The sequence below is a fragment of the Oxalicibacterium sp. genome, assembly GCF_057353965.1.
Genome location: NZ_JBMQZD010000007.1, coordinates 489,959 through 516,793, shown reverse-complemented (window position 1 = coordinate 516,793; position 26,835 = coordinate 489,959). Strand labels below are relative to the sequence as shown.

Here is a 26,835-nt window from a genome sequence, read left to right as displayed (position 1 = left end):
GTATTTCTTCGCTTCGCCGCCGAACTTCGCCGACAACACCGTCGCAATCGCCGCCGTCAGCGTCGTCTTGCCATGGTCAACGTGACCGATCGTGCCCACATTCACGTGCGGCTTCGTCCGCTCGAATTTGCCTTTTGCCATCTTGAACTCCTAACAATTTTGATGAGAATGTTCAGGCACACGCCCGACCGACTGCTTGTTTGAAACTAAAACCGCACCCGCGAAAACAACTGAAATGCTTTGGTGCCCTTGACGTGGATTGAACACGTGGCCTCTCCCTTACCAAGGGAGTGCTCTACCACTGAGCTACAAGGGCTTGCCATGCCGCCCGCGCCAACTGCGCGCGTCCGACTTGAAAACTGGAGCGGGTGAAGGGAATCGAACCCTCGTCTTAAGCTTGGAAGGCTTCAGCTCTACCATTGAGCTACACCCGCGAGGGCTACCTGCTTCGCCAAACAAACCTGCTGCTTCAATTCTTTTCCCGCTTTACATCTGGTGGAGGGGGCTGGATTCGAACCAGCGTACTCGTAAGAGGGCAGATTTACAGTCTGCTGCCTTTAACCACTCGGCCACCCCTCCGCGGGGAACCCCAAACTATATGTGAGTGAATGACCTTTGTCAACAAAAGATAAGTATCTCCTTACTTATTTTTGCAGCCCAAAGGACAAAAGATGTGCGCCGGTCACCAGCCGATGTGCGCCGGTCACCAGCCGACGATCGGCAATCGAGATCAAAACCGGGTTTCGCGTGCCGCGCGCAGGAAATTGTCGAGAATCGGCGTGCAATCCAGCAGTTCCGCACCTCCGGCACGATGAAATTCCGGGTGCCATTGCAAACCCATCACGAATCGCGACTTCGTGTGACGGACCGCTTCGACGATGCCGTCCTCCTTGGAGATCGCCTCGACCACCAGATCCCGCCCCAGGTCTCGCACGGCCTGATGATGGATGGAATTGACCAGCGGTGCGGCATGCGATTCGAACAACGCACCGAGCGAAGAACCGGGCGGAAAGCTGATCGCATGACGATGGCTGTCGTACAAGTCGTTCACATGCGGCATCGCCTCCGGCACGTCGGTCGCAATATCCTGGTACAAGGTGCCACCGAAAGCCACATTAATCAATTGGCAACCCCTGCATACGCCGAGCACCGGCTTGCCGGCCTCGATGAATTCGTGCAGCAGTTCCAGCTCGTACATGTCGCGCGCACTGTCGCCGATCCACTCGGGCCGCGTCGGCGTTTGCGAATAGGTCTGCGGCGCCACGTCGGCGCCGCCCTGCAACACCAATCCGTCCAGATGCTTGGCATAGTCGCGCAGGCGAATCTTGCTCGGATGCAGCATGCCATTGGTGTTGACGGTCGGGATCATGAACACCAGCACGTCGCGCGACATCACCCATTGCGCGATCGATTCTTCCAGGTATTGCAAGGTCTTCGCCTGCAAACCCCTGGCGCCGGCTTCGGGATGGAAGATGCGCGCGGAGACACCGATCTTCAGCGTGCGCTGCGTCAGCCGCCGACCCGCCTGGTCGGACAGACTCTGCATGCGCGCCGAAAACACGCGCCAGACATGCCTCCATGGCGTATCGTCCGGCGCCTGATAGGCCGGCGTGCCTTCGCGGTTGAATTCCAGCTTGGCGCTCGGAACGAACGGCGTACGCGGCGCAGCGGCCTCAGGAGTTGACGGTGCGGCAGGCGGATCGGGCGGCAACGGGTCTGCAGTGGGACGCGTATCCGGCGTGGCGGAAGGAACAGGGGGTAAATTGATATCGGATTGATCGGACATGGCTTCGCTTCAGTTTCTGGAACAGGAATAGACAACCGCTTTTGCCAAATTATCCGCGCTTGCCTGCTTCGACGTGCAAGCCGCAGTCTGAATCCGGCCGGAACCGCCTCTCCGATTATAGAAAGACATGCGCTGTATCGGCAAACGTGCATGCGCCCGACACGGCATAATGCGACAAACGTTTTTGCGACACACGTCTTTTTCGCCGACCATCACCATCATGCTGACCATCTATCACAACCCACGCTGTTCGAAATCCCGCGGTGCACTGGAACTGGCGACCGCGTTTGCCGAACGACACGGCCTCGATTTGCAGATCGTCGATTACCAGAAGACGCCGCTGACGCGCGTGCAGTTGGCGGAATTGCACCGGCTATTGCAATCCGAAGGCGCCGTTACCGTACGCGACATGGTGCGCGACGGCGAAACCGTCTTCACCGAATTAAACCTTGCCGCTGCGGATGCCGATACGCTGCTGGACGCTCTGGCAGCACATCCCGCGCTGTTGCAACGTCCCATCGTCCGCTTCGATGGCCGCGCCGTGATTGCCCGCCCGCCGGAGCTTGTCGAACGCATCCTGCAGGCAGACTGAAACTAGGCCGGTCGGCTGGCCGATTCAGCAAGCGACGTACGCGGAATCAACTTGTAGGCGCGCGTGATTTCGTACTTCTTCAGAATGTCGCGGTACATGCTGGTCAACAATGACAGGCGCGGATTGCGGGGATCGAGACGGCGGGCATTGGCGATATGGTCGCGTGCCTGTTCCCCAAGCTGCGCATCCCAGCCGACGCTGTCCAGGCATTTGAGCACGGCAACTGCCGCATTGAAGACGACCTGCGGATTCTCCGGCAGCTTGGCGGCCGCCTCCGACATCAATGCCACCGCGCCGTGGTAATCGCCCAGCCGTGCCTTTTCCGCACCGGCTGCCACCAGATCGACCACCTGGCTCTTGCTCTCGCGCGCCACGCGCTTGGCCAGATCGTCGCGCCCTACTTCACGGAATACATGCATCGCGCGCGACACCGCAGTATTGTTGGATGCGTTGCCCACGACCGCCGTCATCACTTCGACGGCGCCCTGCTCCAATCCGCTCTGCAGACAGTTGCGCGCCAGAGTGATCTTCGACTCGTTGGACATGCCGATCGGTTCACGGCAGGCGGCAATCGCCGCTTCCAATTCCGCGATCGCCTGCTGCGTATCGCCATTGTGCTTGTGCAGCATCGCCGTGGCCAATGCACGGCAGGCCGGCGTCTTGCGAATATTCGCCAGCGACTTCGCCAGTTCGCGGATCGCCGACGTCACCAATTGCAGCTCGCCCTTGCTGATCGATGTCTCGACCAGCCGCACATGATCTTCCGGCTCGCGAAATTCCGAAAACCGCGCCTTGGCAACCACTTGCTGGAAGACGCGGTGCGCGGTATCGGTGTCGCCAGTCTCCAGCGCCACGCGGCCGAGCCGACGCAGCCGCTGCAGCGCATACGGCGAACGATGCACGGCATTTTCCAGTGTCTGCTGTGCCTGCTTCATCCGCCCCATTTCTTCCTGCGTGCGTGCCAGCCAGTCGTAGGCTTCAAGGAACTGGCGCTTTTCGTCGACCAGTGTCTGCAGCATGCTCTCCGCTTCGGCCAGCCGGTTCTGCATGAATAGCGTGGTCGCCAGACCCAGCCGCGCCCAGCCGATCGAGCGCTTGGCAAACAATTCCGAATACAGCGCCTCGGCCTCGTCCAGTTCGCCCAGCATCATGTGCACTTCGGCCCGCAGACGCATAAAATCCGCCTGATAACGCGAATGTATGCGCTCACCAACTTCACATGCCTCGATCGCTTCATTCAGGCTGCCGTGGTCGATCATCTGCTGCACAGGTGCCAGCGCATTGCGCTTGTCGATAGCCTTGGCGATGCGCTCGAGCAGCATCTCGGCGGTGAACGGTTTCAGTATGTAGTCGTTGAGCATCAGCTCGGCGGCGCTGACGACTTTCTCGTGATTGCGCTCGGCCGTCACCATGACGAAGATGGTAGAAGACGGGATCAGCTTGTTGTGGCGCAGATCTTCCAGCAATTGCTGGCCGTCCTGCCCTTCTCCCAGGTCGTATTCGCAGACGATCAGATCGAATGCCTTGTTCTTCAACGGGCGGATGGCGCTGCTGGCGCTGGCGGCATATTCGATCTTACTCATGCCGCCTGTGCTCAGCATGTTGTGGATGCTGGCGCGCATGCCTGCATGCGGCTCGATGATGAGGGCAGTGAGTCCAGCGAGTTCTTGCATGATGTAAAACCAGTGACGAAGACGACGGAAAGCTGCCGTCTCGCTCAGGATATTACCTTACGGAAACTTATTGCAAGGATGCCGTTGTAATTTGACGCAAGTGCCCGGATTCATTGGCGTAAAGACAAGCCCAGGACGGCCACAGTAAATTCTTCAGCGGCGAGCGGGCCAGCTCGAACATGAGCACACCCGGTTCTCGCCCCAAGCGCAATGCGACAAAAGAAAACGGGCCAGCAAGCCGGCCCGTCGTTTTCCCAATTACTACCGATCAGCTTTCCGCTTCTGCCGCCGGTTCCTCAGCCGGCGTTTCCAGTTGCGTGACCAGCAGACGGTCGATGCGGTTGCGGTCCATGTCCACGACTTCGAAACGATAACCTTCCCATTCGAAGGTATCGGACATCTGCGGAATGTGGCCGAGGAAGGTCATCACGAAACCGGCCAGTGTGTGATAGGTGCCCGCGGCCTCTTCCGGAAAGCGCACTTCCGTCTGCAACAGTTCGCGGAAGCGGTCGAACGACATACCGCCGTCGATCAGCCACGAACCGTCGTCGCGCTGCACGCCGTCGACTTCGTGATGCTCGTCGATCACCGAGACGTCGCCGACCAGCGCGCCCAGCACGTCGCTCAACGTGACGACGCCTTCGATCTCGCCGTATTCGTCGATCACCAACGCCAGTTCGGCGCGGTTCTTCTTCAGCGTTTCCAGCAACTGCATCGCGCTGATGGTTTCCGGCACGAACAGCGGCGGACGTGCGGCGGCTTCGATATCGACCGCCGTGATCGCATTGCCGTGGATCGCCTGATCGAACAGGCTGCCGGCGTGCACGATGCCGAGAATGTGCGACAGATCGCCCTTGCAGACCGGGAAGCGGCTGTACGAACTGTCGGCAATCTTGGCCAGGTTGGTCTCGATCGGATCTTCGATATCGATGTAATGGATATCCATGCGCGGCGTCATCAGGCTGCCGACGCGCTGGTCGTCCAGCCGCAGCGCGCGCGACACGATGTCGTGCTCGGTCTTTTCGAACAGGCCGGCATCCGCACCTTCGCGGAACAGGCCGGTGATTTCCTCCTCGGTGACCGCATCGTCTTTCTTGTGATGCATGCCGAGCAGGCGCAGCATGAATTCCGTCGTGAACGTCAGGACCTTGACGAACGGCGCCATCAGGCGCGACAGCCAAAGCATCGGCGCGGCCACCAGCGAGGCGATCGTTTCCGGATACTGCATCGCGATGCGCTTGGGCACCAATTCGCCCAGGATCAGCGAAGCGAAGGTAATGCCGACGACGACGATGCCTAGCGCGATCTCGCGCGCATAGACAGTGAGGACCGGAATCAGCGCGATTTCCGGCGTCAGCCGTTCGACGAGCGAAGCTTCACCGAATGCACCGTTGAAAATGCCGATCAGCGTGATGCCGACCTGGATCGTGGAAAGGAAGCGGCTGGGGCTCTCCGACAGATCGAGTGCTGCCTTGGCGCCGCGGCTGCCGTTTTCGGAGAGTTTCTGGAGACGAATGCGTTTGGAGGTAACGATGGCGATTTCCGACATGGCGAATACGCCATTGACGAGAATCAAACCGATGATGATAAGTATGTCCACTACGAAGGGAACCGACGGTTTGGACCCGCCTGCCCTGCTGTTGAAAGGATTGGAATCATAACATCCGCACGCATCCATGCGTCAAAACTGCCGAAACCCCGCGCAAAACGTGACATTTTCTGCAAACTTTGATTGTCCGTATCATTGCCGGAAGCCTTACCAGAATCGCTTCACCGCCTCTGCGATCAAGAAGACGATTGCCGACCACAGCACCGTCGAGCCGAAGGGCAGCATCAGCTCCAGCCGACCCAGATTGAGACGTACATCGCCGATGATGCGGCCGACGCCCAGTTTTTCCAGTATCCACGGCAGCAGCGCATAGAAAACCGTCAGTCCGACGAAAATCGCGATAACCCAGCGGATCATTCTCCCTCCATGACGAATCGCGCCGTCACAGCAGGCGCACCAGCAACAGGGCCAGCAACGACAACAGCACTGTCGATGCAAACGGCAGAAACAGCGTTCTCCCGAACAACTGGAAACGCAAATCGCCAGGCAGGCGGCCGATGCCAAGTTTCTCCAGCCACGGCAGCGCGGCCGAAAACACGATGACGGCTATAAAGATAACAAGAAACCAGCGGACCATGACCGCCTTTCAGGGGAAACAACGTGATTGACGCACCGTCCGACAGACAACATGTCAGAGACGCCAGCTCCGATCGGCACGATCGAAGCGATCCGGCAGCTCCACCGCCTTGCCGACCGCCAGCACCTTGAACAGCTCGCCCATCTCGGCCGGCGAGGTCAATTTCTGCACCGCGTTGGATTGCGGCAGGTAAGCCTGTACGTTTTCCGGTTCCGTACTCAGCAGACGATCGGCCAGACCGGCCGCCAGCAGGAAGCCGGCCTGGCTCATGTAGCCGATCATGTCCAGCCCACCTTGCACCGCCGCGTGCGCCATCGCCGTGAAATCGACATGTGCCGTCAGATCCTGCAGACCCGGCAAATAGAACGGATCGTCATGCGCATGATGCCGATAGTGGCACATCAGCGTGCCGGCGCTGCGCTGGTCCAGATAGTATTCGTGCCCCGGAAAACCGTAATCGATCAGGATCGCCGCGCCGCCGCGGCCGGATTGCGCATAGCCTGCCTCGAACATGCCCGCCAGCGAACGCATGAAACCGGCGGCAACCGGGTGTACCTCGGTCACATAGCCGACCGGCAGCGCATCGGCATCCGGAATCTGCGCCAGTAGCGCCGCGTCGCAATCGCGATCCTCGAAAACGAAACGCTCGTCGCGCCATGCCACGCCGCGTTCGCGCCAGCCTTGTTCACCTTTCGCCACCAGCGATACCGGCATCGCATCCAGCACTTCGTTGCCGACCACCACGCCGGAAAACGCTTGCGGCATCGCATCCAGCCACGTCACCTGCGGCCAGGCGGCCAGCCTTTCCCGCTGGCGCGCACGCAATTCTCCGGACAGATCGACGATCGCATAGCTTTCCACCGCGATGCCGGCTGTTGCACATTCGGCAAGGATGTCGGCCGCCAGTTTGCCGGTACCGGCGCCGAATTCGAGAATGTGCGGCGCACTCTGCGTCATCAGTTCGCCGATCGAATGCGCCAGTGTGGCGCCGAAAAGCGACGTCATCTCCGGCGCGGTTGTAAAATCACCGTCTTTGCCGAGTTTGGCCGCGCCGCCGCTGTAATAGCCAAGGTTCGGTGCATACAGCGTCAATTCCATGTAACGCGAAAAGGAAATCCAGCCGCCATGGCGGTGGATGTCGTCGACGATCAGATTCTTCAGGGCTTGCGACGCGGCGAGTGCGTCCGGCGCGGGTTCTGGCAGATGGGCATGGGCTTGCATGGCGCGTATTGTAGAGAAATCGGCGCAAATAATCCGAACCAACGCGAAACCGACGCGAATCCAACGTAACCGATACATCCAACACAAAAATTCCGGCACAACCGAAACCGATCATGTCCGCACAGCCGAACGCTTCCAGAAAGACCGCCCTCGTGACCGGCGCCGCCCGGCGCATCGGCCGCGCGATCGCGCTCGCACTGGCGCAGCGCGGCTGGGACGTCGTCGTTCACTTCCGCAATTCGGTTGAAGAAGCGCAAGGCGTCATACGAGAAATCGAAGCGTTGGGCCGTCGCGCCGTCGCGCTGCAATGCGATCTGGAAGACGAAGCTGCGGTACGCCAGTTGTTGCGCCGCGCCTGCGCCGCGCTCGGCCCCGTTTCCTGCGTCGTCAACAACGCCTCGCGCTTTGACTACGATACGGCGCAGGACATTTCGCGCGCCTCATTGGACGCGCACATGCATGCCAACCTGCTGGCACCAGTTCTGCTGACGCAAGCGCTGCACGAGGCAACACCGGAAGACGCACAGGCCGTCGCAATCAATCTGCTGGACCAGAAGCTGTACAACCTGAACCCCGACTTCCTGTCGTACACCCTGTCGAAAGCAGCGCTGCACGGCGCCACCACGATGCTGGCGCAGGCGCTGGCGCCGAAAGTGCGCGTCGTCGGCGTTGCGCCGGGCATCACGCTGGTATCCGGCAACCAGACCGCAGCCGGTTTCGCCAAGGCGCACCAGGCCACGCCGCTTGGCCGCTCCAGCACACCGGACGACATCGCCGCCGCCGTCTGCTTCGCCGCCGAATCGCCGGCCATCACCGGCACCACGCTGGTGGTCGACGGCGGCCAGCACCTGATTTCTCTGCCGCGCGACGTGATGTTCGTCGCCGGCTGATTCCTTTTCCCCTCTTTTCCCGCTTTCTCGTCCCAACCGACAATCATGAATTCCTTTCTCTTCCATCCCAGCCTCGCCGATTGCCGCCGCCTGTTCCTGCGCGACTATGAAGTGCAGATCAACATCGGCGTGCACGACTTCGAAAAGAAGGGCGAGCAGCGCGTGCTGATCAACGTCGACTTGTTCATCCCATTGAACGAATCGACGCCGACCCACGATTCGCTGGAGGAAGTGGTGGACTACGATTTCATGCGCGCGACGATTGCCAAGCGCATGGCGGAAGGCCATATCCATCTGCAGGAAACGCTGTGCGACGACGTCATCAAGGCGATGCTCGCACACCCGAAGGTGCGCGCCGCGCGCGTCTCCACCGAAAAACCCGACGTCTATCCGGACTGCCAGTCGGTCGGCGTCGAAGTGTTCCGCATCAAGGAGGACTGAACATGTCCGACACCGCATTGCAATTCGCCGCGCCGCGCACAGAAGCCGCTCCGCTGACGGCAAAGCAGGCCGAGAAGATCGCCTACGAAAACAACAAGCTGCACAAGCGCCTGTGCCGCCAGGTCGGCCAGGCGATCGGCGACTTCAACATGATCGAGGAAGGCGACAAGGTGATGGTGTGCCTGTCGGGCGGCAAGGACAGCTACGCATTGCTCGACATTCTGATGACTCTGCGCGAGCGCGCGCCGATCAATTTCGAGATCGTCGCCGTCAATCTCGATCAGAAACAGCCGAACTTTCCGGCCGACGTGCTGCCGGCCTATCTGGAAAAACTCGGCATTCCGTATCACATTGAAAATCAGGACACCTACAGCATCGTCAAGCGCCTGATCCCGGAAGGCAAGACCACCTGTTCGCTGTGTTCGCGCCTGCGCCGCGGCATCCTGTATCGCGTGGCCGACGAGCTGGGCGCGACCAAGATTGCGCTCGGCCATCATCGCGACGACATCATGGAAACCTTCTTCCTGAACATGTTCTTCGGTGCCAAGATCAAGGGCATGCCGCCCAAGCTGCAATCCGATGACGGCAGGCACATCGTGATTCGTCCGCTGGCTTACGTGAAGGAAGCCGACACGGAACGCTACGCGCAGGTAAAGAATTTTCCGATCATTCCGTGCGATCTGTGCGGCAGCCAGGAGAACCTGCAACGCAAGCAGATCAAGGCAATGCTGCGCGAATGGGAAAAGAAGCATCCGGGCCGCGTCGACAATATCTTCGCATCGCTGTCCACCGTGGTGCCGTCGCATCTGATGGATCGCGACCTGTTCGGTTTCGCCGATCTGCAGCCGACCGGCGAAGCGATGGCAAACGGCGACATCGCGTTCGACGAGGAACCATGCTCGACGCCGACAACCCGGCCGGGCATCATCACGCTGCATACCGATGACGGTGCAGACGACAGCACGGACAACTAGGAGCCAGTACAATCTCATGGCGGGTGGACGACCTCCCGCCTTTGTCATCTGTCCGGGACGACCCGCTTTGGAGAAAACGAAATGTCCTGGATCTATCTGTTGATCGCCGGCGTGCTCGAAGTCGTTTGGGCATGGAGCATGAAGCAATCCGCCGGCTTCACCCGCCTCGGCCCCACCGCCATCACCCTCGTCGCGATGATCGCCAGCTTCTGGCTGCTGTCGCTGGCGATGCGTACGCTGCCGCTCGGTACCGCCTACACGGTCTGGACCGGCATCGGCGCGGTCGGCGCCTTCGCAGTCGGCGTCACCGTACTGGGCGAACCGCTGACAGCGTTGCGCATGGTCGCTGTTGTCCTGATCGTCAGCGGCCTGGTGTTGATGAAACTCGCCACACCGCATTGATGCAGCATTGAAATAAGAAAAGGCAGGCGTCGATTCGACTGCCTGCCTTTTCTATTTCACGCGTACGCGATTCAGTCGCCCAAGGCTTTCTGTGCGCGCTGCAATTCGTCCTGTGCTTCCTTCACTTTCGCTTCGCGCTTGGCAAGCTTGTCGGCATCCTTGCGTTCCGCCTTCGCTTCCTGCAGTTCGCGCTCGCGTTCGGCCAGCTTTTCTCGTGCTTCGGCCACATCCTTCTCGCGCGCCTTGCGCAGGGATTCCGGCGAACAGTTGGCTTCCTGCTCGCGCAATGCCTTGTTCAGGCCGGCGACCCGTCTGTCGTTCCCATCCCGCTTGGCATGATCGATCTGCTGCAGGATATCTGCGCGCTTTTGCTCGCAGGTAGCCGCCGCATTGCCTGCGACGGCAAACGCAGAGACGGAAGGCAGCAGTAACAGAATGGCCAATCGCTTCATGGATTTCTCCTTGCGTTATTGCTTCAGGTTATGCCGACGAGCGGCCTGGAAATGCAGGATCATGCAGACCATTCTAGCGCCGGATTTCCTGCACAAGCCTAACCCTGCTTCACCGACTCGAAGAAAGCCGAATCGATCGTGAAGGAATAATCGGATTCCACCGCGAAATGGTGACGCACTTCGTCCGATGCACCATCGAACAAACTACGAATCGCCGCCACACGCTCTACCGGCGTACGCATGCGCGCGATCCAGTCGGCGAACATCATCTTCAGCCGCCATTGCTGCACCGAATCCTGCACGATGAAACCGGCAGCAGTGAGCATTGCCGACCATTCGGATACGCGGTAGTCGCGAACATGCGACGCGTCACGCAATATCTCCACCGACTGCAACATCGTATCGAGCAGCGGCTGTTCTGGCGCAACGATATCGACGACGATCATCCTGCCGCCGGCCTTCAGCACACGATGCGCCTCGCACAATCCGGCCGGCACATCGGACCAGTGATGCGCGGAGAAACGCGTGATCACGATGTCGAACGACGCATCGTCGAACGGCAGGCTCTCCGCCTGCGCCTGTTGCGTGGCGATGTTAGACAAGCCGCGCTGCCCGGCCGCCGCGGCAACCACTTCCAGCATCTGCGCAGACAGGTCGCAGGCGACGACGGAAGCCGCGGATGGCGCCACCGCAAAACTGACATGGCCTCCGCCGCAGCCGAGATCGAGCACTTTTGCCGTGCGATTCGTCGACGCATATTCACCGACGATCACCTGCAGCCGCTTCAGGTCTTCACCCTGCGCGTGCACTGCGCTGGTCAGATAGGCCGATGCCGTTTCGCCGAACTGTTTTGCTGCCACTGCCGTTTGCTTCATCGTGATTCTCCGGTTGCATGAGGACGAGGCCAGAATATGCAATCATTCATCCTGTAACAAGACAACAAAACATCCTGGTATGTTTTCTGCCAGCCAAAGAATGGCATTCCGGATTTTCACGAGGTTCATCGTCATGCACAGCAAGCTCGGCTCCTTCATCCGCACGCATCGCGAACACATCAAGCCGCAGGACATCGGCCTGCACGTGACCGGGCCGCGTCGCACGCCGGGCCTGCGACGCGAAGAACTGGCGCAGTTGTGCGGCGTCAGCCCGACCTGGCTCACCTGGCTGGAACAGGGGCGGCCGGTTGCCGCCTCGGTGAAGGTGCTGGCCAAGCTTGCTGACGTCATGCGGTTGACGCCTGCCGAGCGGGCCTACTTGTTCCGCCTGGCCGACCGGCTGGATCCGCGCGAACCCGCAACCGAACGCGCGACGATAGACGCAGATGCCATCGTCAGGGCCATCGACGTGCCGGCCTATATGCTGGATCGCCAATGGGATGTCGTCGCATGGAACAAGCCGGCAGCAACCTTGTTCACCGGCTGGCTGGACAAGGGCGCAAAACAATCGCCGCGACCGAACCTGCTGCAATTCACCTTCCTGTCGCCGGCAGCGCGCACGCTGATCACGAACTGGCCGGAACGTGCGCAACGGTTGGTAGCGGAATTTCGCGCCGATTGCGGCAAGGCGGCGGACGAAGAACCGCTGGCCGGCATGATCGAACAACTGCGGCAGGGCAGCACCGAATTCGATCGTCTATGGAATTCGCAAGAAGTGGTCGGCCGCGACGGCGGACTGCGCCAGTTCCAGCATCCGAAGAAAGGCGAACTGCGCTACGAGCAAGTGACGCTCAATGTCGCGTCGAGCCGCGGCCACAAGCTTGTCATGCTGCTGCCGGCTTGATCAAAAGTTTGGGCAGAAACGTGATTACGAACGTGATCGCGAACATGATCAAGAGCGCACCTTTGCGGACAAACGGTTGAAGTCGCCGATCCAGTCCTGCAATGTGTTGACGAAATGCCGCCGCTGTTCCGGCGTCGCCATGCGCATCATCTCCGCCACCAGCGCCGCATTGGCCTGATTGCTCGCTTCGGCAAACTTCTGCCGCTCCGGATCGCCGAAGCGATCCACGGTGTTGGCGATGTATCTGCGGATCATCGCCGCCGCCTCGTTGCGCGACGGCCGCTCCGCATGAATTTTCTGCAGCAGCGCGAGCAGTTCCTGCTGGCGCTGCAGGCGTTCGGCCAGCAGCATGTCGTTGTTCAGCGGCCGCGCATCGGACAATGCGCGCAGGCGCCGTTCCTGATCGCGATCGAAGTTGCCGAACCAGTATTCGGCCTGCTTCATCATCTTCCTGTAACGGAATTTCTGGCGTTCGTCCGTATCGCCGGACAGATATTCCTTGCGGAATTTGTTGTTGTTCCGTGTGAACTTCTGCTCGATGTTGGCGATCTGAGCCGGGGTCAGCGACAACGCCAGGTCGGCAAGATCCGGCGCGGCGCGGTCGGCGACGCGCAAGATGCGCGTTCTGCCTTCGTTATAGTCGTTCAGCAAATCCGCCTGCGTGGCAGTCGAAAAATCGCGATGCTGGATGCGCGACACGAATTGCGCGTAATCGCGCAACTGCGTCTTGCGATGCCAGGCAAACAGCGCATCGATATGCTGTCTGACCAAAGGTTTTTGATCGTTTTCGAAGCCGATATAACTGTCCAGCCACCAGTATGAAACGAGCTCGCCATTGTTATAACCCATGCGTGCCGCACTGCACGCAAACAGCAGCAGCGCCATACCGGCAACGCACAGTTTTTGCATCCAGAAACGGTCCGGCCGCATGATAAACTTTTGCATTCTTTTCATTGGTTTCCTATGAACATCGTCATCCTCGCCGCCGGCATGGGCAAGCGCATGCAATCTGCGCTACCAAAAGTCCTTCACCTTCTCGCCGGCAAGCCGTTGTTGTCGCATGTCATCGATACCGCGCGCACGCTGTCGCCGCAAAAACTGTGTGTGATCTACGGTCATGGCGGCGAGCAGGTGCCGCAATTGCTGCAGGCCAAGGATCTGCAGTTCGCCAAGCAGGAGCCGCAACTGGGAACAGGCCACGCCGTCATGCAGGCTGTACCGCATCTGGACGACGATGTGCCGACGCTGATCCTGTACGGCGACGTGCCGTTGACGACTGCTGCTTCGCTGCAACGCCTGTTGGACACGGCCGGCCGCGATAAGTTGGGCATTCTGACCGTCAACATGGATAACCCGACCGGCTACGGTCGGATCGTGCGTGACGGCAAGGGAAACATCGTTCGCATCGTCGAACAGAAGGATGCAAACGACGACGAACGCGCGATCCATGAAATAAACACCGGCATCATCGTCGCGCCGACCAGGCAGCTGAAGACGTGGCTGACGAAGCTGTCGAACAACAATGCGCAAGGCGAGTATTACCTGACGGATATCGTCGCGCAGGCCGTGACTGACGGCGTCGAGGTCGTCTCGGCACAGCCCGATCATGGTTGGGAAACCGACGGCGTCAACAGCAAGGTGCAACTGGCCGAACTGGAACGCACGCATCAGCGCAATATCGCCCACACGTTGCTGGAACGCGGCGTGACGCTGGCAGACCCGGCCCGCATCGATGTACGCGGTTCGCTGACTTGCGGCCGCGACGTCTCGATCGACGTCGGCTGCGTGTTCGAGGGCAACGTCGAACTGGCAGATGGCGTACGCATCGATGCCTACTGCGTGGTGGCGAACACGAAGATCGGCAAGAACGCACATGTCCGTCCGTACAGCCATTTCGAAAACGCCGTCGTCGGCGACGACTGCATCATCGGTCCGTTCGCGCGGCTACGCCCCGGCACCGTGCTGGCGGAAGACGTGCACATCGGTAATTTCGTCGAAGTGAAGAACAGCGAAATCGCCGCACACAGCAAGGCCAATCATCTGACCTACGTTGGCGATTCCACCGTCGGCATGCGCGTCAACCTGGGCGCCGGCACGATCACCTGCAACTACGACGGCGTGAACAAATCGCGCACCGTCATCGAAGACGACGTATTCGTCGGCAGCGCAACGCAGCTGATCGCACCGATCCGCGTCGGCCGCGGCGCAACGCTGGGCGCCGGCACCACGCTGACGAAAGATGCGCCGGCAGACAAGCTGACCGTGTCACGCGCGAAGCAGGTCACGGTCGACAGCTGGCAGCGGCCCGTCAAGAAGAAGTGACGCCGGTCGTTGCCGGCAGCGTATAGCGACGACCGAAATACAGCTGCACTGCAATCGCCAGCAACGACAGCACCGCACCCATCACACATACACCTGTCCACTGCCAGTGGTTCCACGCCAGATTGCCGACCACGGAACCGACACCGCCGCCGAGAAAGCGCGTGACGTTGTAGACAGTATTCAGCCGCCCCCCCGCTTCGCTCTTCAACGCGAAGTTGCGTGTCATGTTCGATACATGGCCCGATTGCATGCCGAGATCCAGCAACACGACGCCGGCTGCCACGCCGAGCAATCCATATCCAACCGAACCAAACACGACAAACGCGACGACGAACAGAATGCTGCTCAGCATCACCGTCAATCGCGGACTGCGACGGTCCGACAGCTTGCCGGCATACGGCGCCGCCATCGCGCCGATCACGCCGACCAGGCCGAACATGCCGGCGACATCGCTGCCGTAATGCTGCGGCAGATTGTGCAGATGAAATACCAGCGTGGTCCAGAACGCGCTGAAGGCGGCGAACTGCAGCGCAGCAACCAGTGACGTCTCGCGCAATACCGGCTGCGTACAGATCAGCTCCCCCATCGACTTCATCAACGACAGATAACTGCCCTTGAACGTCGGCGGACCTTTGGGCAACGCGCGGCCGAGAATGAAGAAGAACACAATCATCAAGGCTGCCGCGATCCAGTACATCGTGCGCCAGCCCAGATGTGCGCCGACGAAACCGGCGATCGTACGTGACAGCAGAATGCCGGTCAGCAGCCCACCCATCACGATGCCGACCACGCTGCCCCGTTCCTTCGGTTCAGCCAGTTGCGCAGCGAACGGCGTCAGCAATTGCGGCACGACGCTGGCGAAACCGATCGCGAAACCGAAGACCGACAGCCACCACATCGACGGCGCCAGTGCCGCAGCGATCAACGCGCACATCGACACCAGCAACAGTGTACGGATCATGCCGCGCCGCTCGACCTTGTCGCTCAGCGGTAAAAACAGCAGCATGCCGAGCGCATAGCCGAACTGCGTCAGCGCGGCGACGATGCCGGCCGATTTTTCCGTCACGCCAAAGGTATGCGCGAATTCCACCAGCAGCGGCTGGTTGTAATAGTTGTTGGCAACGACCACACCGCCGGTGATCGCCATGATCCAGATTGTCGACTTCTTCACCATGTTCTTCCTATCGCATCACAAGATGCATCGCAGTCTAGGTGGCATCCACTTATAAGGAAAATACTGTTTCTGTCATATATTCATACCGATAAAATATGGAAAAAATCAAGGAGCACGCATGGATATCCGCCAGTTGAAATACTTCATGGCCATCGTCGAAGAAGGTCAGATCAGCCGCGCTGCGCGACGCCTGCACATGGCGCAGCCGCCGCTAAGCCTGCAATTGAAAATGCTGGAGGACGGACTCGGCGTGCGATTGATCGAACGCAATACGAAAAGCCTGCGACTGACCGAAGCCGGCCATGCGCTATATCAGCGTGCCGAACAGATCGTCGGCCTGGTCGATACCACGGCGAAGGAAATCCGCGAATTCGATCAGGGCCTGCGCGGCATGCTGGCAATCGGCAGCCCGCCCGGCATCGGCCATCTCTACATGCCGCCGCGCATTGCCGAATTCCATGCGGCATATCCGGAAGTCAATTTCCAGTGGCGCGAAGGAAACACCTACCGCATCCTCGAACTGCTGGACAAACATGTGATCGAGGTCGGCATCGTGCGCTTGCCGATCGACGACAACGTCTACGAACAGATCCCCTTGCTGACGGAACCGTGGGTTGCCGTCACGCGGCGCATCAAGGGCAAGCGCCAGCCGAAGTCCATCGTGCTGCCGGAACTCGCGCGGCAACCGCTGCTATTGATGCAGCGCCAGCAAGGCATCTTCTGTCACGACATGGTGTGGGATGAGTTGCGCGCGGCCGATGTCGAACCGACCGTCTTTTGCGAAAGCGACAACGTGATGGCGCTGCTGAATCTGGTCGAGCTCGGATTGGGCGCGGCCATCATTCCGCGCTCGGCAGCATTGCTGAAACCCAGCGACGAGCTGCACATCATGAACATCGCCGGCTGCCGGCTCGAATCGGCGGTGGCGATCACCTGGTTGCGCGGCCAACGATTGTCGGCTGCCGCCAGGCAATTCCTGGAAATGTTCTAGCGCAAACATGCGGAACTGCCTGCAATGCAATGTTTTGTAGCACCGGCGAGGAGAGGATACAGAACGATACAAACCGGTATCGACGAAGGGATATAAAGCCGTCATTCCCATTCAGGAGAACACCGATGCCTTCTCTTCAATCACGCCTATTTATCCGTACTATCCGCACGATTCACACGTTTCGCACGAAAACCGTTTTCGCCATGCTGTCGCTGGCTTGCGCAACTGCGGCACTGGCCGCTCCCGATGCGCCGGCAACGTCAGCGAATACCGCTTCCGCCAAATCTGCCAAAGCAAGCAAAGCCGCCGCCAATGCCACAAATTCCGCGAGTTCCGCGAGTTCAGATACCTCGCCGATCTACGGCGTGACAATTCCCGACGGCTATCGCAAATGGCAGTTCATCGCCCCGGCACACGAAACGGCACCACTCGACGAATTGCGTGTCGTGCTGGGCAATCCGCAAGCCATCGCCGCCATCGATAAAAACCAGCTGCCGTTCCCCGATGGCACCGTTCTCGTCAAACTGGCGTGGAAACACGTGCAGTCGGCCGAATTTGCGCCGGCCTATGTGCCGGGCAAAGCGACGACGGTACAGGTGATGGTCAAGGATGCGAAGAAATATGCAGCGACCGGCGGCTGGGGCTTCGGCCGCTTCATCGACGGCAAGCCGGCAGATCTGGCGCAGCATCAAACCTGCTTCGCCTGTCATCAGGCGCTGGTGAAGAATCACGACTACGTCTTTACGCGACTGGCGCCATGATTTCGCAGCAATCACAATTGCCCTTCTTCGCATGAAGAAGCGGCAACGTCAGACGTCGATGCGCGTCTCGAACTTGCTGCGATGAATGGAAAAGAAACTTTTCACGTTGCGCACATTGGCATGCGCAGCGAAAACGCGATGCGCCAGCGCATGATAGGCCGGCATGTCCGCCACCTGCACGATCAGCACGAAATCCGGTCCCGGCGACACGCGATAGCACTGCAACACCGCGGCCTCGCCGGCAACCAGTTCCTCGAACTCCTGCTGCCGCTCCGCCGCCTGATTATCCAAGGTGATTTCAACGATCGCCGTAAGCCGCGCACCGACGCTGGCCGGCGCGACGATCGCCACCTGCTTTTCGATGACGCCGGCATCGACCAGCCGCTTGACACGCCGCAAACAGGTCGGCGGCGACGCATGCACGGCCTGGGCCAATTCATGATTAGTCTGCGATGAATCGGCTTGCAGCACATTCAGGATGCGGCGATCCAATTCATCCAGAATAAGTTCATCGCTCATTTGGAAATATTTTTCAAATATTTGAAATATTATTTCTCAAGTCTACTTAAGTAAAATATTAAGTCAACTTTTTAATTATTTTGAAAACTTATTTCACAAACCCTCGTCTAGACTCTTTGCCATTCATTCAATGAAACGAGGTTTCCATGTGCGGTATCGTCGGCGCCGTTGCGCAACGCGACATCACTCCCATCTTGATCGAAGGCCTGAAGCGCCTTGAATACCGCGGCTACGACTCCTGCGGCATCGCGCTGCACGTGGACGGCAAACTCGAACGCTCGCGCAGCACATCGCGCGTGGCGGAACTGGAAAAACAGATCGGCGACTCGGGCCTGGCCGGCTTTACCGGCATCGCGCACACGCGCTGGGCCACGCACGGCGCACCGGCCTCGCATAATGCACATCCGCATTTCTCGCGCGAGCGCATCGCGCTGGTCCACAACGGCATCATCGAAAACCACGACGAGCTGCGCGACGAACTGAAGAAGGCCGGCTACGTCTTCGAAAGCCAGACCGATACCGAAGTCATCGCGCACCTGGTCGATCATCTGTACACCGGCGACCTGTTCGAAACCGTGCAGTTGGCAACCAAGCGATTGACCGGCGCCTTCGCGATCGCCGTGTTCTGCCGCGACGAACCGCACCGCGTAGTCGGCGCGCGCCGCGGTTCGCCGCTGATCGTCGGCGTCGGCAATGGCGAGAACTTCCTCGCGTCCGATGCGCTGGCGCTGGCCGGCACCACCGACCAGATCATCTATCTGGAAGAAGGTGACGTCGTCGATCTGCAATTGCAGCGCGTATGGATCGTCGACGGCAACGGCAAACAGGTGCAGCGCGAAGTGAAGACCGTGCATGCCCACACCGGCGCCGTCGAGCTCGGCCCGTATCGTCATTACATGCAAAAGGAAATCTTCGAGCAGCCGCGTGCGATCGCCGATACGCTGGAAGGCGTGGAAGCCATCATGCCGGAAATATTCGGCGACAAGGCTTACGGCATCTTCAAGAAGATCGATTCGCTGCTGATCCTTGCCTGCGGGACCAGCTACTACGCCGGCTTGACGGCGAAATACTGGATCGAGGCCGTCGCCGGCATCCGTGTCGACGTCGAAATCGCCAGCGAATACCGCTATCGCGACAGCGTGCCGAATCCGAATGCGCTGGTCGTCACGATCTCGCAAAGCGGCGAGACCGCCGACACGCTGGCCGCGTTGCGCCACGCGCAATCGCAAGGCATGACGCACACGCTGACGATTTGCAACGTATCGACCAGCGCGATGGTACGCGAATGCGAACTGGCCTATATCACGCGCGCCGGCGTCGAAGTCGGCGTCGCGTCGACCAAGGCATTCACGACGCAGCTGGCCGCGCTGTTCCTGCTGACACTGACGCTGGCGCAAGTGAAGGGACGATTGAGCGACGAACAGGAAGCCGCCTACCTGAAGCAGATGCGCCACCTGCCGGTGGCGATCACGTCGGTGCTGGCGCTGGAACCGCAGATCATCGCGTGGGCTGAAGCCTTCGCGCGCAAGGAAAACGCACTCTTCCTCGGCCGCGGCCTGCACTATCCGATCGCGCTGGAAGGCGCGCTGAAGCTGAAGGAAATCTCGTACATCCACGCCGAAGCATATCCGGCCGGCGAACTGAAGCACGGCCCGCTGGCGCTGGTGACGGAAGAAATGCCGGTCGTCACCGTCGCCCCCAACGATTCGATGATCGAGAAGCTGAAATCCAACATGCAGGAAGTGCGCGCGCGCGGCGGCGAACTGTACGTGTTCGCCGACGGCGATTCGCGCATCGCGTCAGACGACGGCCTGCACGTGATCCGTTTGCCGGAACACTACGGCTTGCTGTCGCCTATCCTGCACACGGTGCCGCTGCAGCTGCTGGCGTATCACACGGCGCTGGCACGCGGCACCGACGTCGACAAGCCGCGCAATCTGGCGAAGTCGGTAACGGTGGAATAACGCCCTTCCAGGCCTAGATCATTCTTGCCGTCTGCATTGATCCGCTATTTCGGAAAACCATCAGGCACTGCCACCACGTTTCCGTCGCGATCCACCCAGCAATAATGCAGAGGCGTAGTCTGCCCTCTGCGTAGCGGATTGCGCGTGCAATAGCGCGCATAGGCAGGATCGACAAAGCGGTATGGAAGATGTTCGTCCCGTCCTGCCGGAATTCCCAGACGCGTGGTCTGAATCAGCACCTGCGGTGATTCGCCCACATCGTCGATGAAGAGTTCGGCAGGATCGAACGAATGCGCATCCCAGTCCGGCACGCGCAACGCCAGCGCGCGGCACAGCAAGGTCTGCCCCGCACAAAGTTTATGCAAGGGCCGTATCTCGCCGCCGGCATCGGGATTTTCCGCCTGCATGACCGCCAACGCTTCGGGGCCCGCAATCTCGTCTATCCATGGATATCCCGATTTGATCAGGACCGCATTGCCGGCACCAGCCGCACCGATATTGAAGGAATCGCCGCCACGCGAGTAGTACATGTAGATGGTGCCGCCGTGCTCCATGAACAAGGCGCGTCGTTTGTAGGTGTAGCCCAGCGATGCATGGCTGCCGCGTTCGTCCAGGCGGTAGGCTTCGGTTTCGATGATGCGCGCAGACAACCATTGGCCTCTCCAGAGCCGACGCAGCACCTTGCCGATCAGTGCACGTGCCAGCGCGGGACTGTCGCGGTCGAAGAAGGAGGGCTCCAGCATGTGAAAACGCGCATCGCCGGTTCCCGCTTTATGCATATCGTCTTTCATCGAAACTGTCTTTCGCTGTGTTGTTTCACTTGCCTGTTTTGTGAGCATGTTGCGACCATGGCGTGAGCGTCTTTGTCATGTGCATACGCCTATTCGTCTCACACACTTCGCAGATTGGAGTGATGCGCAATTCAAACACGCTGGCGAATCCTGATGAAACTCAGTCTGCCGCTTCCGTCCTGCGCATCATCTCCCCCGGCGTCATTCCCATCACCTGCCGGAAGGCGTGACTGAACGCAGCCACGCTGCTGAATCCGAGCTGCGCCGCGAGCCGCTTGATCGAAGTATGCCCGCTGCCCAATGCCTCGACTGCCGACATGATGCGCGCGCGCTGGCGCCATGCCTTGAAGGTCAGATCGGTTTCGGCAGGAAACAAGCGCGTGATCGTGCGTGCCGAAGTGCCAGCCTCCTGTGCCAACAAATCGAGATCCTGCGCACCGGCCGGATCGGCCAGCACCAGATCGGCGACACGCCGTGCGCGTGGATCGGTCGGCAGCGGCATGAAGGTCGCGGCATCTTCGTCTTCCGCCAGTTCGAACAGCGCAATCGATACCAGCAGATCGATGCGTTGCGGCTGCACGCCGCTCCTGAAAGCAGCCAGTATCGCTTCGCGCAGCAAGGGCCGCACCGCCACGACGAATTCGCGCTGCAGGCGCTGCGCTTCCGGATGCGAGGCAAGCCAGGATGACGGCACCAGCAACGCGCGCATCTCGATATCGGCCAGCACATCCACCGCGTGCTCGATGCCCGGCGGCAACCAGACGGCGCGTGCCGGCGGAACCAGCCAGCGTCCTTTCGGCGTCGTCACCTGCATGATGCCGCTGGATGCGTACAACAATTGCGCCTCGCGATGCACATGCAAACCAAGATGCGCGCCGCGCGCATAGCGGGTCGCGGCGACGATCATCTTTCCGCTGCCTTCCGCGTACGGCGGTAGGATTGGCGTGTCGCGTGACACAGGCGACACATCTTCCGACGCACGCGACGGCGCATCCTTTGATGCATTTTTTGGCGCGGTTTTTTGCGTATTATTTGGCGTCTTATCGATGACGATTGTCCTTTCATTTAGGAACAGACAGATTACGCTGTCAGCGATCTTTTGGAAAGGCTCGTCATGCACTCTGCTCGTACCGTCATCAATTACATCAATATCGCCCACTTCATCGACCATTACGCGATGCTGGTCTTCGCCGCCGCCGTGGTCGTCATGGCGCCGGTCTTCGGCGTCGGCTATGCCGAACTGCTGCCATATGCGACGCCCGGCTTCATTGCCTTCGGCGCCGGCTCGCTGCTGACCGGCTGGCTGGGCGACCGCTGGAGCCGCCGCCACATGATGCTGATCTTCTTCATCGGCATCGGCTTGGCAATGATCGCGACAGGACTGGCGCAGACGCCGCGCCAGCTGGGCTTCGCGCTGCTGGCCATCGGCCTGTTCGCGGCGATTTATCATCCGGTCGGCACCGCCATGCTGGTCGCGCATGCGGACAAGCTGGGACGCGAAGTCGGCGTCAACGGCGTCTGGGGAAATCTCGGCGTAGCGTCGTCGGCGCTGGTGACAGGCGTCGTCTGCCAGTACCTCGGCTGGCGCTGGGCGTTCGTGCTGCCGGGGCTGATCGCGATCGCAGCAGGCATCGCGTTCGCCGGCAACGTGCAACATGCAAGCAGCCCGACCCGCGCTACATCAGCCAAACCGGCGCACGGCATGGGCCGCGCATCGAAGCAGACGATGGCGCGCATCCTGTTCGCGCTGGCCGTCACCATCATTGCCAGCTCCACCACCTTCAATGCGCTGACGGTCTCGCTGCCCAAGCTGTTCACCGAACGCCTGTCCGGCCTGACGACCAGCCCGGCGTTGATCGGCGCCATCGCCGCCGCCACCTACGCCTTCGGCGCGATCGCGCAATACATCATCGGCCATCTGCTCGATCGCCATTCGCTGAAATCGCTGTTCCTGCCGCTGGCGCTGATCCTCGCGCCGCTGCTGTATCTCGGCGCCACCTTGTCCGGCCTGCCGCTGGTGCTGGTGTGCGTCGGCATCATCATCGGCATCTTCGGCCAGATCACGGTCAACGATGCGATGATCGGCCGCTACACCAGCGACGAATGGCGCGCCCGCGCCTATGCGATCCGGTATTTTCTCGGCTTTACCGCGGCCGGCGCTTCGGTCGGGCTGGTTGCCTGGTTGCATGAACGCGGCGGCTTCGCACTGATGCTGCAGGCGATGGCCGGCTTGTGCGTGTTGGTGATCGTCGGCGCGCTGGCTTTTCCGGGCAAGGAGCAGGCATCAGCGCACTGATGCGCACAGCCGTCGATTCCGTTCGCCATCGCGGTCGGATCTCGCAACCTATCTCGCAGCCGATCATCATGACGTGACGGCGTTTCCGGATTACAGTTAACTCCCATCTGTAATCCGGAGAAAACAATGCAAAACGAAAAATTCCTGCGCATGGCGATCGATCTCGCACGCGAAAACGGCAGCCACGGCGCACGCCCTTTCGGCGCGGTACTGGTCAAGGATGGAAAAGTTCTCGCCACCGGCGTCAACCAAATCATGTCCACCAACGATCCGACTGCGCACGCCGAACTATCCGCCATCCGCGAGGCATCGCAAAAACTCGGCTCGCCACGTCTGGAAGGCTGCACAGTCTATGCCAGCGGCCAGCCTTGTCCGATGTGTCTGGCGGCCATTCATCTGACCGGCATCCGTGAAGTGATCTTTGCCTATTCGAACAACGATGCACAGCCGTTCGGTCTTTCCTCCGCCGCCGTCTATACCCAAATGGCGCTGCCACTCGACCAGCAATCAATTTCCATCTCGCAGATGCCGATGGGCGAGCCCGATATCTATCGGGAATGGCAGTCGCGCACCACTTCCTAACCACTTGTTCTTCCGAACGCACCAGAAATCGAGACGATCTGACTATCATTCGAGTCGATCGGGCATAGGGCAATCCGAACGGTTGCCCTATAGTGCGTCTCATGTCGCGCGCACTGCAGCGCGCCGAATGAACGCAACGGGAGAAAAAACATGCCGCAACAGCAATACGACTACGATCTCTTCACGATAGGCGGCGGCTCCGGCGGCGTGCGCGCGGCCCGCTTTGCGGCGCAATACGGCGCACGCGTGGCGCTGGCCGAGAGGCGCGATCTTGGCGGCACCTGCGTCAACGTCGGCTGCATCCCGAAAAAACTGATGTCGTATGCGGCGCATTATCACGACGATCTGCAGGATGCCGGTCCCTTCGGCTGGTCCATCGACAATCCGCGCTTCGACTGGGCCACGCTGATCGCCAACAAGGATCGCGAGATCGCGCGCCTGAACGGCGTTTACCGCAAGCTGCTGGACGATGCCGGCGTCACGCTGTTCGAGGGACACGCCACCATCGTCGATGCGCATACGGTCGTCGTCGGCGACAAGCGCATCACCGCGCAGCACATCCTGATCGCCACCGGTGGCCGGCCGATGTGGCCTGATGTACCCGGCAGCGAACTGGGCATCGTCTCCGACGATTTCTTCCATCTGCCGGCGCTGCCGAAGAACGCGGTAGTGGTCGGCGGCGGCTACATTGCCGTCGAACTGGCCTCCATCCTGAACGGCCTCGGCAGCAAGGTCACGCTGGTGCATCGTAGTGCGCAGCTGCTGCGCGGCATGGATGCCGATCTCGGCCTCTTCCTCGCAAAGGAAATGGAAAAGAAAGGCATCGATATCCGGCTCGACATGCAGATCGCATCAGTCACCGCCGCTCAAGACGAAACCCGGCACGTCACGCTGAAGAACGGTGAGACCATCGATGCCGATTGCATCCTGTTTGCCACCGGTCGCCAGCCCAATGTCGAAGGCATGGGGCTGGACGACGCCGGCGTGCAGCGCGACGAGCGCGGCGCCGTCGTCGTCGATGCGCATTTCCGCACCAGCGTGCCGTCGATCTACGCCGTCGGCGACGTCATCGATCGCGTGGCGCTGACGCCGGTGGCGCTGGCAGAAGGCATGGTGGTCGCGTCCGCACTGTTCGGCGACGGCAAGCGCGCAGTGTCTTACGACAATATTCCGACGGCCGTCTTCAGCCATCCGAATGTCGGTACTGTGGGCCTGAGCGAAGACGAGGCGCGCCGCCGCCACGGCAGGTTGCGTATCTACAAATCCGAATTCCGCGCACTAAAGAGCACGATCAGCGGTTCAAGCGAGCGCGTGCTGATGAAGCTGGTGGTGGACGAAACCAGCGACCGCGTGCTTGGCGTGCATCTGGTCGGCCCCGATGCCGGCGAGATCGTGCAGGGATTCGCGGTGGCATTGAACGCAGGCGCGACCAAGGCGCAGTTCGATGCGACGATAGGCGTGCATCCGACGCTGGCCGAGGAATTCGTCACCATGCGCACACCGGTCTGACCGTTGCATGCCGACAAGCCCGCCCAAGCGGGCTTTTTTGTTTTCACCTCGATTCAATACATCGATCAGCGACGCCGCTGCTGTATCACGCTTCCCGCGGCAATGTGCGGTATCTAACAGAATCCGCCGATGAACGGCGGTACAACAAGCGATCATGCGGCATCAAGACCGCATCGACGGGCCGACGCAGCATGCGGCCGAAACGACTTTCCTCTCTCGAAGGAGCCCAGCATGAAAGTTCTTATCGCCGCATTGACAGGCACCGTTCTCCTCGCAGGCTGCGCCGGCATGTCGGATTCGTCGCCGCCGATCGCGGTGGCGAACATGAAGCCGACACAGGGCAACACGGCAACCGGCACCGTCACTTTCGTCAAACAGGGTGATCAGCTGCTGATGGATGCGCGGCTGACCGGCCTGCCGCCAGGTCCGCACGGTTTTCATATCCATGAAAAAGGCGATTGCAGCGCACCGGATGCATCAAGCGCCGGCGGCCACTTCAATCCGTCCGGCATGAAACACGGCAGTCCGGCACAGGCGCAGCATCACGGTGGCGACCTGGGCAACATCATTGCGGATGCCAGCGGCAAAGCCGCGCTGCGACTCAATATTCCGATCAGCGACATCAACGTCAGCAAGAACTCGCCGTCCAGCATCATCGGCCGCGGCCTGATCGTTCACAGCGATCCGGACGATTATGTCACGCAGCCGACCGGCAATTCCGGCAAGCGTCTGGCGTGCGGCGTCATTACGCTGAAGTAGAAGTAAGTTTCTCGTATAACGGTCGCGCATGCGGCCGTTTTTTTATTCTGGAATTGCTGGCGCGCCACACCTAAGAAACGTCGATGAGTACCGGTAACAGGTGAAGGCGACGGGAAATGAAACGCCATGGCTGCGTGATGGGAACCGCGACTGCGTTGGAAACGCATGCAAGCCAATATCAAAAGAGAAGAAGAAAGCTCAAGGAAGCCGATAAGGAACGGGCAATCAATGAGCAGGCTGCGGGTTGCGCAGCCGCGCAACCCTGTCGTTCCGTCGAATGATGGCGGCATCACGGCACATCATGCTCACCAATTGATGAGTTCCTGACGCTCTTCACGCGTCAGCGTGGAAGCATGCAAGCCTGCAAACAAGGATTTGAAGTTTTTGCTGAAGTCCAGGTAGAAAGCAACGATCGTCATGGTCATGATATGCCTCGCAAAAAAATGACGCGCCGCCCGTGCGGCACGATGGTCTGTCGGAAAGGTCTGTCGAAAAAAGCGGCGGACCGGTTCATCCAACAATGCATTTCGAACCATGCACTGCGATCGGCCCGCGTATCAGAGAGAAGCGGCTGCAAGATAGTTCAGCAAACACAGCAAACAAATCGTTACGTGTTGTTACACGAAATGTCTTGCGGAAAATCTCGTGGAATTTGTGTCTTTGATTTTGAAGATCGATGTCACAAAAATGGAGTTGGCACGTACTCACAATTCAGTGTACGGGTAAGCAATCGATGCGTTTTGAAACGCAGTTTTGAAGACGGCGAAGTGC

28 protein-coding genes and 3 tRNA genes are annotated in these 26,835 nt (G+C 60.0%); 14 read left to right on the top strand and 17 right to left on the bottom strand.

Annotated elements, in window-relative coordinates:
• The 5 genes from ACO1VH_RS14310 to ACO1VH_RS14290 form a co-directional block, all read right to left on the bottom strand.
• Positions 1-141 (bottom strand): GTP-binding protein (locus tag ACO1VH_RS14310; RefSeq protein ID WP_304306067.1); only part of this gene is annotated, 141 nt, incomplete at its 3' end.
• A 100-nt stretch (positions 142-241) separates the two neighbouring features.
• Positions 242-316 (bottom strand) — tRNA-Thr (locus ACO1VH_RS14305).
• Between the two features lie 44 nt (positions 317-360).
• Positions 361-434, bottom strand: a tRNA-Gly gene (locus ACO1VH_RS14300).
• 59 nt (positions 435-493) lie between these two features.
• Positions 494-579: transfer RNA gene (locus ACO1VH_RS14295), tRNA-Tyr, on the bottom strand.
• A 151-nt stretch (positions 580-730) separates the two neighbouring features.
• A complete protein-coding gene (locus tag ACO1VH_RS14290) occupies positions 731-1,786 on the bottom strand; it encodes a gamma-glutamyl-gamma-aminobutyrate hydrolase family protein (RefSeq protein ID WP_486245136.1) in 1,056 nt (351 codons plus the stop codon).
• Positions 1,787-2,006: 220 nt separating this feature from the next.
• Here ACO1VH_RS14290 and ACO1VH_RS14285 point away from each other — a divergent pair, with 220 nt between their 5' ends.
• A complete protein-coding gene (locus ACO1VH_RS14285; protein ID WP_486245135.1) occupies positions 2,007-2,378 on the top strand; it encodes an arsenate reductase family protein in 372 nt (123 codons plus the stop codon).
• Between the two features lie 2 nt (positions 2,379-2,380).
• Here the strand turns inward: ACO1VH_RS14285 and ACO1VH_RS14280 are convergent, their stop codons facing one another.
• From ACO1VH_RS14280 to ACO1VH_RS14260, 5 genes are all read right to left on the bottom strand, one after another.
• On the bottom strand, positions 2,381-4,051 hold the full coding sequence (locus ACO1VH_RS14280; RefSeq protein WP_486245134.1) for a response regulator: 1,671 nt from the start codon (positions 4,049-4,051) through the stop codon (positions 2,381-2,383).
• Between the two features lie 268 nt (positions 4,052-4,319).
• Positions 4,320-5,651 carry a hemolysin family protein gene (locus ACO1VH_RS14275; RefSeq protein ID WP_486245133.1) on the bottom strand — a complete coding sequence of 444 codons (1,332 nt, stop codon included), beginning with the start codon at positions 5,649-5,651 and terminating at the stop codon, positions 4,320-4,322.
• 156 nt (positions 5,652-5,807) lie between these two features.
• On the bottom strand, positions 5,808-6,017 hold the full coding sequence (locus tag ACO1VH_RS14270) for a DUF2905 domain-containing protein (protein WP_486245132.1): 210 nt from the start codon (positions 6,015-6,017) through the stop codon (positions 5,808-5,810).
• Between the two features lie 25 nt (positions 6,018-6,042).
• Positions 6,043-6,237, bottom strand: a complete 195-nt coding sequence (locus ACO1VH_RS14265) for a DUF2905 domain-containing protein (RefSeq protein ID WP_486245131.1) — start codon at positions 6,235-6,237, stop codon at positions 6,043-6,045.
• 54 nt (positions 6,238-6,291) lie between these two features.
• The gene (locus ACO1VH_RS14260; protein ID WP_486245130.1) at positions 6,292-7,458 is read right to left on the bottom strand and encodes a class I SAM-dependent methyltransferase; all 1,167 of its coding nucleotides are present in this window, start codon (positions 7,456-7,458) and stop codon (positions 6,292-6,294) included.
• 113 nt (positions 7,459-7,571) lie between these two features.
• Between ACO1VH_RS14260 and ACO1VH_RS14255 the strand changes: the two genes are divergently transcribed.
• The 4 genes from ACO1VH_RS14255 to ACO1VH_RS14240 all read left to right on the top strand — a co-directional run bounded on the left by ACO1VH_RS14255 (position 7,572) and on the right by ACO1VH_RS14240 (position 10,165).
• Positions 7,572-8,348, top strand: coding sequence for an SDR family oxidoreductase (locus ACO1VH_RS14255; protein ID WP_486245129.1), 777 nt, complete (start codon positions 7,572-7,574; stop codon positions 8,346-8,348).
• Positions 8,349-8,393: 45 nt separating this feature from the next.
• Positions 8,394-8,789 carry a dihydroneopterin aldolase gene (locus ACO1VH_RS14250; protein ID WP_486245128.1) on the top strand — a complete coding sequence of 132 codons (396 nt, stop codon included), beginning with the start codon at positions 8,394-8,396 and terminating at the stop codon, positions 8,787-8,789.
• 2 nt (positions 8,790-8,791) lie between these two features.
• Positions 8,792-9,763 carry a tRNA 2-thiocytidine(32) synthetase TtcA gene (gene ttcA / locus ACO1VH_RS14245; RefSeq protein ID WP_486245127.1) on the top strand — a complete coding sequence of 324 codons (972 nt, stop codon included), beginning with the start codon at positions 8,792-8,794 and terminating at the stop codon, positions 9,761-9,763.
• An 81-nt stretch (positions 9,764-9,844) separates the two neighbouring features.
• Complete coding sequence (locus ACO1VH_RS14240; RefSeq protein WP_486245126.1) at positions 9,845-10,165, top strand: DMT family transporter; 321 nt, start codon at positions 9,845-9,847, stop codon at positions 10,163-10,165.
• 71 nt (positions 10,166-10,236) lie between these two features.
• Here ACO1VH_RS14240 and ACO1VH_RS14235 read toward each other — a convergent pair whose 3' ends face one another.
• Positions 10,237-10,617, bottom strand: coding sequence for a DUF1090 domain-containing protein (locus ACO1VH_RS14235; protein ID WP_486245125.1), 381 nt, complete (start codon positions 10,615-10,617; stop codon positions 10,237-10,239).
• A gap of 98 nt (positions 10,618-10,715) precedes the next feature.
• Positions 10,716-11,492 carry a class I SAM-dependent methyltransferase gene (locus ACO1VH_RS14230; protein WP_486245124.1) on the bottom strand — a complete coding sequence of 259 codons (777 nt, stop codon included), beginning with the start codon at positions 11,490-11,492 and terminating at the stop codon, positions 10,716-10,718.
• A gap of 133 nt (positions 11,493-11,625) precedes the next feature.
• Here ACO1VH_RS14230 and ACO1VH_RS14225 point away from each other — a divergent pair, with 133 nt between their 5' ends.
• Positions 11,626-12,396 carry a helix-turn-helix transcriptional regulator gene (locus tag ACO1VH_RS14225; RefSeq protein ID WP_486245123.1) on the top strand — a complete coding sequence of 257 codons (771 nt, stop codon included), beginning with the start codon at positions 11,626-11,628 and terminating at the stop codon, positions 12,394-12,396.
• A 48-nt stretch (positions 12,397-12,444) separates the two neighbouring features.
• Here the strand turns inward: ACO1VH_RS14225 and ACO1VH_RS14220 are convergent, their stop codons facing one another.
• Positions 12,445-13,341: a DUF6279 family lipoprotein gene (locus tag ACO1VH_RS14220; RefSeq protein ID WP_486245122.1), complete on the bottom strand. Its 897-nt coding sequence runs from the start codon at positions 13,339-13,341 to the stop codon at positions 12,445-12,447.
• An 18-nt stretch (positions 13,342-13,359) separates the two neighbouring features.
• Here ACO1VH_RS14220 and glmU point away from each other — a divergent pair, with 18 nt between their 5' ends.
• The gene (gene glmU, locus ACO1VH_RS14215; RefSeq protein WP_486245121.1) at positions 13,360-14,718 is read left to right on the top strand and encodes a bifunctional UDP-N-acetylglucosamine diphosphorylase/glucosamine-1-phosphate N-acetyltransferase GlmU; all 1,359 of its coding nucleotides are present in this window, start codon (positions 13,360-13,362) and stop codon (positions 14,716-14,718) included.
• Here the strand turns inward: glmU and ACO1VH_RS14210 are convergent.
• On the bottom strand, positions 14,705-15,892 hold the full coding sequence (locus ACO1VH_RS14210; RefSeq protein WP_486245120.1) for an MFS transporter: 1,188 nt from the start codon (positions 15,890-15,892) through the stop codon (positions 14,705-14,707). The two genes, glmU and ACO1VH_RS14210, sit on opposite strands and share 14 nt — an antisense overlap.
• A 118-nt stretch (positions 15,893-16,010) precedes the next feature.
• On the opposite strand from ACO1VH_RS14210, the gene ACO1VH_RS14205 reads away from it, so the two are divergent.
• Together ACO1VH_RS14205 and ACO1VH_RS14200 are read left to right on the top strand one after the other, a co-directional pair.
• Positions 16,011-16,883 (top strand): LysR family transcriptional regulator, encoded by an 873-nt coding sequence (locus tag ACO1VH_RS14205; protein WP_486245119.1) that lies wholly within the window; start codon positions 16,011-16,013, stop codon positions 16,881-16,883.
• A gap of 125 nt (positions 16,884-17,008) precedes the next feature.
• A complete protein-coding gene (locus tag ACO1VH_RS14200; RefSeq protein ID WP_486245118.1) occupies positions 17,009-17,644 on the top strand; it encodes a cytochrome P460 family protein in 636 nt (211 codons plus the stop codon).
• A 48-nt stretch (positions 17,645-17,692) separates the two neighbouring features.
• On the opposite strand, the gene ACO1VH_RS14195 is transcribed toward ACO1VH_RS14200, so the two are convergent.
• Entirely contained in the window at positions 17,693-18,163 is a 471-nt protein-coding gene (locus tag ACO1VH_RS14195) for an Lrp/AsnC family transcriptional regulator (protein ID WP_486245117.1), read from the bottom strand.
• A gap of 146 nt (positions 18,164-18,309) precedes the next feature.
• Here ACO1VH_RS14195 and glmS point away from each other — a divergent pair, with 146 nt between their 5' ends.
• Complete coding sequence (gene glmS / locus ACO1VH_RS14190) at positions 18,310-20,127, top strand: glutamine--fructose-6-phosphate transaminase (isomerizing) (RefSeq protein ID WP_486245116.1); 1,818 nt, start codon at positions 18,310-18,312, stop codon at positions 20,125-20,127.
• 44 nt (positions 20,128-20,171) lie between these two features.
• Here the strand turns inward: glmS and ACO1VH_RS14185 are convergent, their stop codons facing one another.
• Together ACO1VH_RS14185 and ACO1VH_RS14180 are read right to left on the bottom strand one after the other, a co-directional pair.
• Positions 20,172-20,918, bottom strand: a complete 747-nt coding sequence (locus ACO1VH_RS14185; RefSeq protein WP_486245115.1) for a DNA-3-methyladenine glycosylase — start codon at positions 20,916-20,918, stop codon at positions 20,172-20,174.
• A 160-nt stretch (positions 20,919-21,078) separates the two neighbouring features.
• Positions 21,079-21,825, bottom strand: a complete 747-nt coding sequence (locus ACO1VH_RS14180; RefSeq protein WP_486245114.1) for an AraC family transcriptional regulator — start codon at positions 21,823-21,825, stop codon at positions 21,079-21,081.
• A gap of 207 nt (positions 21,826-22,032) precedes the next feature.
• Here ACO1VH_RS14180 and ACO1VH_RS14175 point away from each other — a divergent pair, with 207 nt between their 5' ends.
• The 4 genes from ACO1VH_RS14175 (at position 22,033) to ACO1VH_RS14160 (ending at position 26,064) form a co-directional block, all read left to right on the top strand.
• Positions 22,033-23,214, top strand: coding sequence for an MFS transporter (locus ACO1VH_RS14175; protein ID WP_486245113.1), 1,182 nt, complete (start codon positions 22,033-22,035; stop codon positions 23,212-23,214).
• Between the two features lie 126 nt (positions 23,215-23,340).
• Positions 23,341-23,796, top strand: a complete 456-nt coding sequence (locus ACO1VH_RS14170) for a nucleoside deaminase (protein ID WP_486245112.1) — start codon at positions 23,341-23,343, stop codon at positions 23,794-23,796.
• 150 nt (positions 23,797-23,946) lie between these two features.
• Positions 23,947-25,305, top strand: a complete 1,359-nt coding sequence (gene gorA, locus ACO1VH_RS14165) for a glutathione-disulfide reductase (protein WP_486245111.1) — start codon at positions 23,947-23,949, stop codon at positions 25,303-25,305.
• Positions 25,306-25,536: 231 nt separating this feature from the next.
• Positions 25,537-26,064 (top strand): superoxide dismutase family protein, encoded by a 528-nt coding sequence (locus tag ACO1VH_RS14160; protein ID WP_486245110.1) that lies wholly within the window; start codon positions 25,537-25,539, stop codon positions 26,062-26,064.
• The last annotated feature ends 771 nt before the right edge of the window (positions 26,065-26,835 follow it).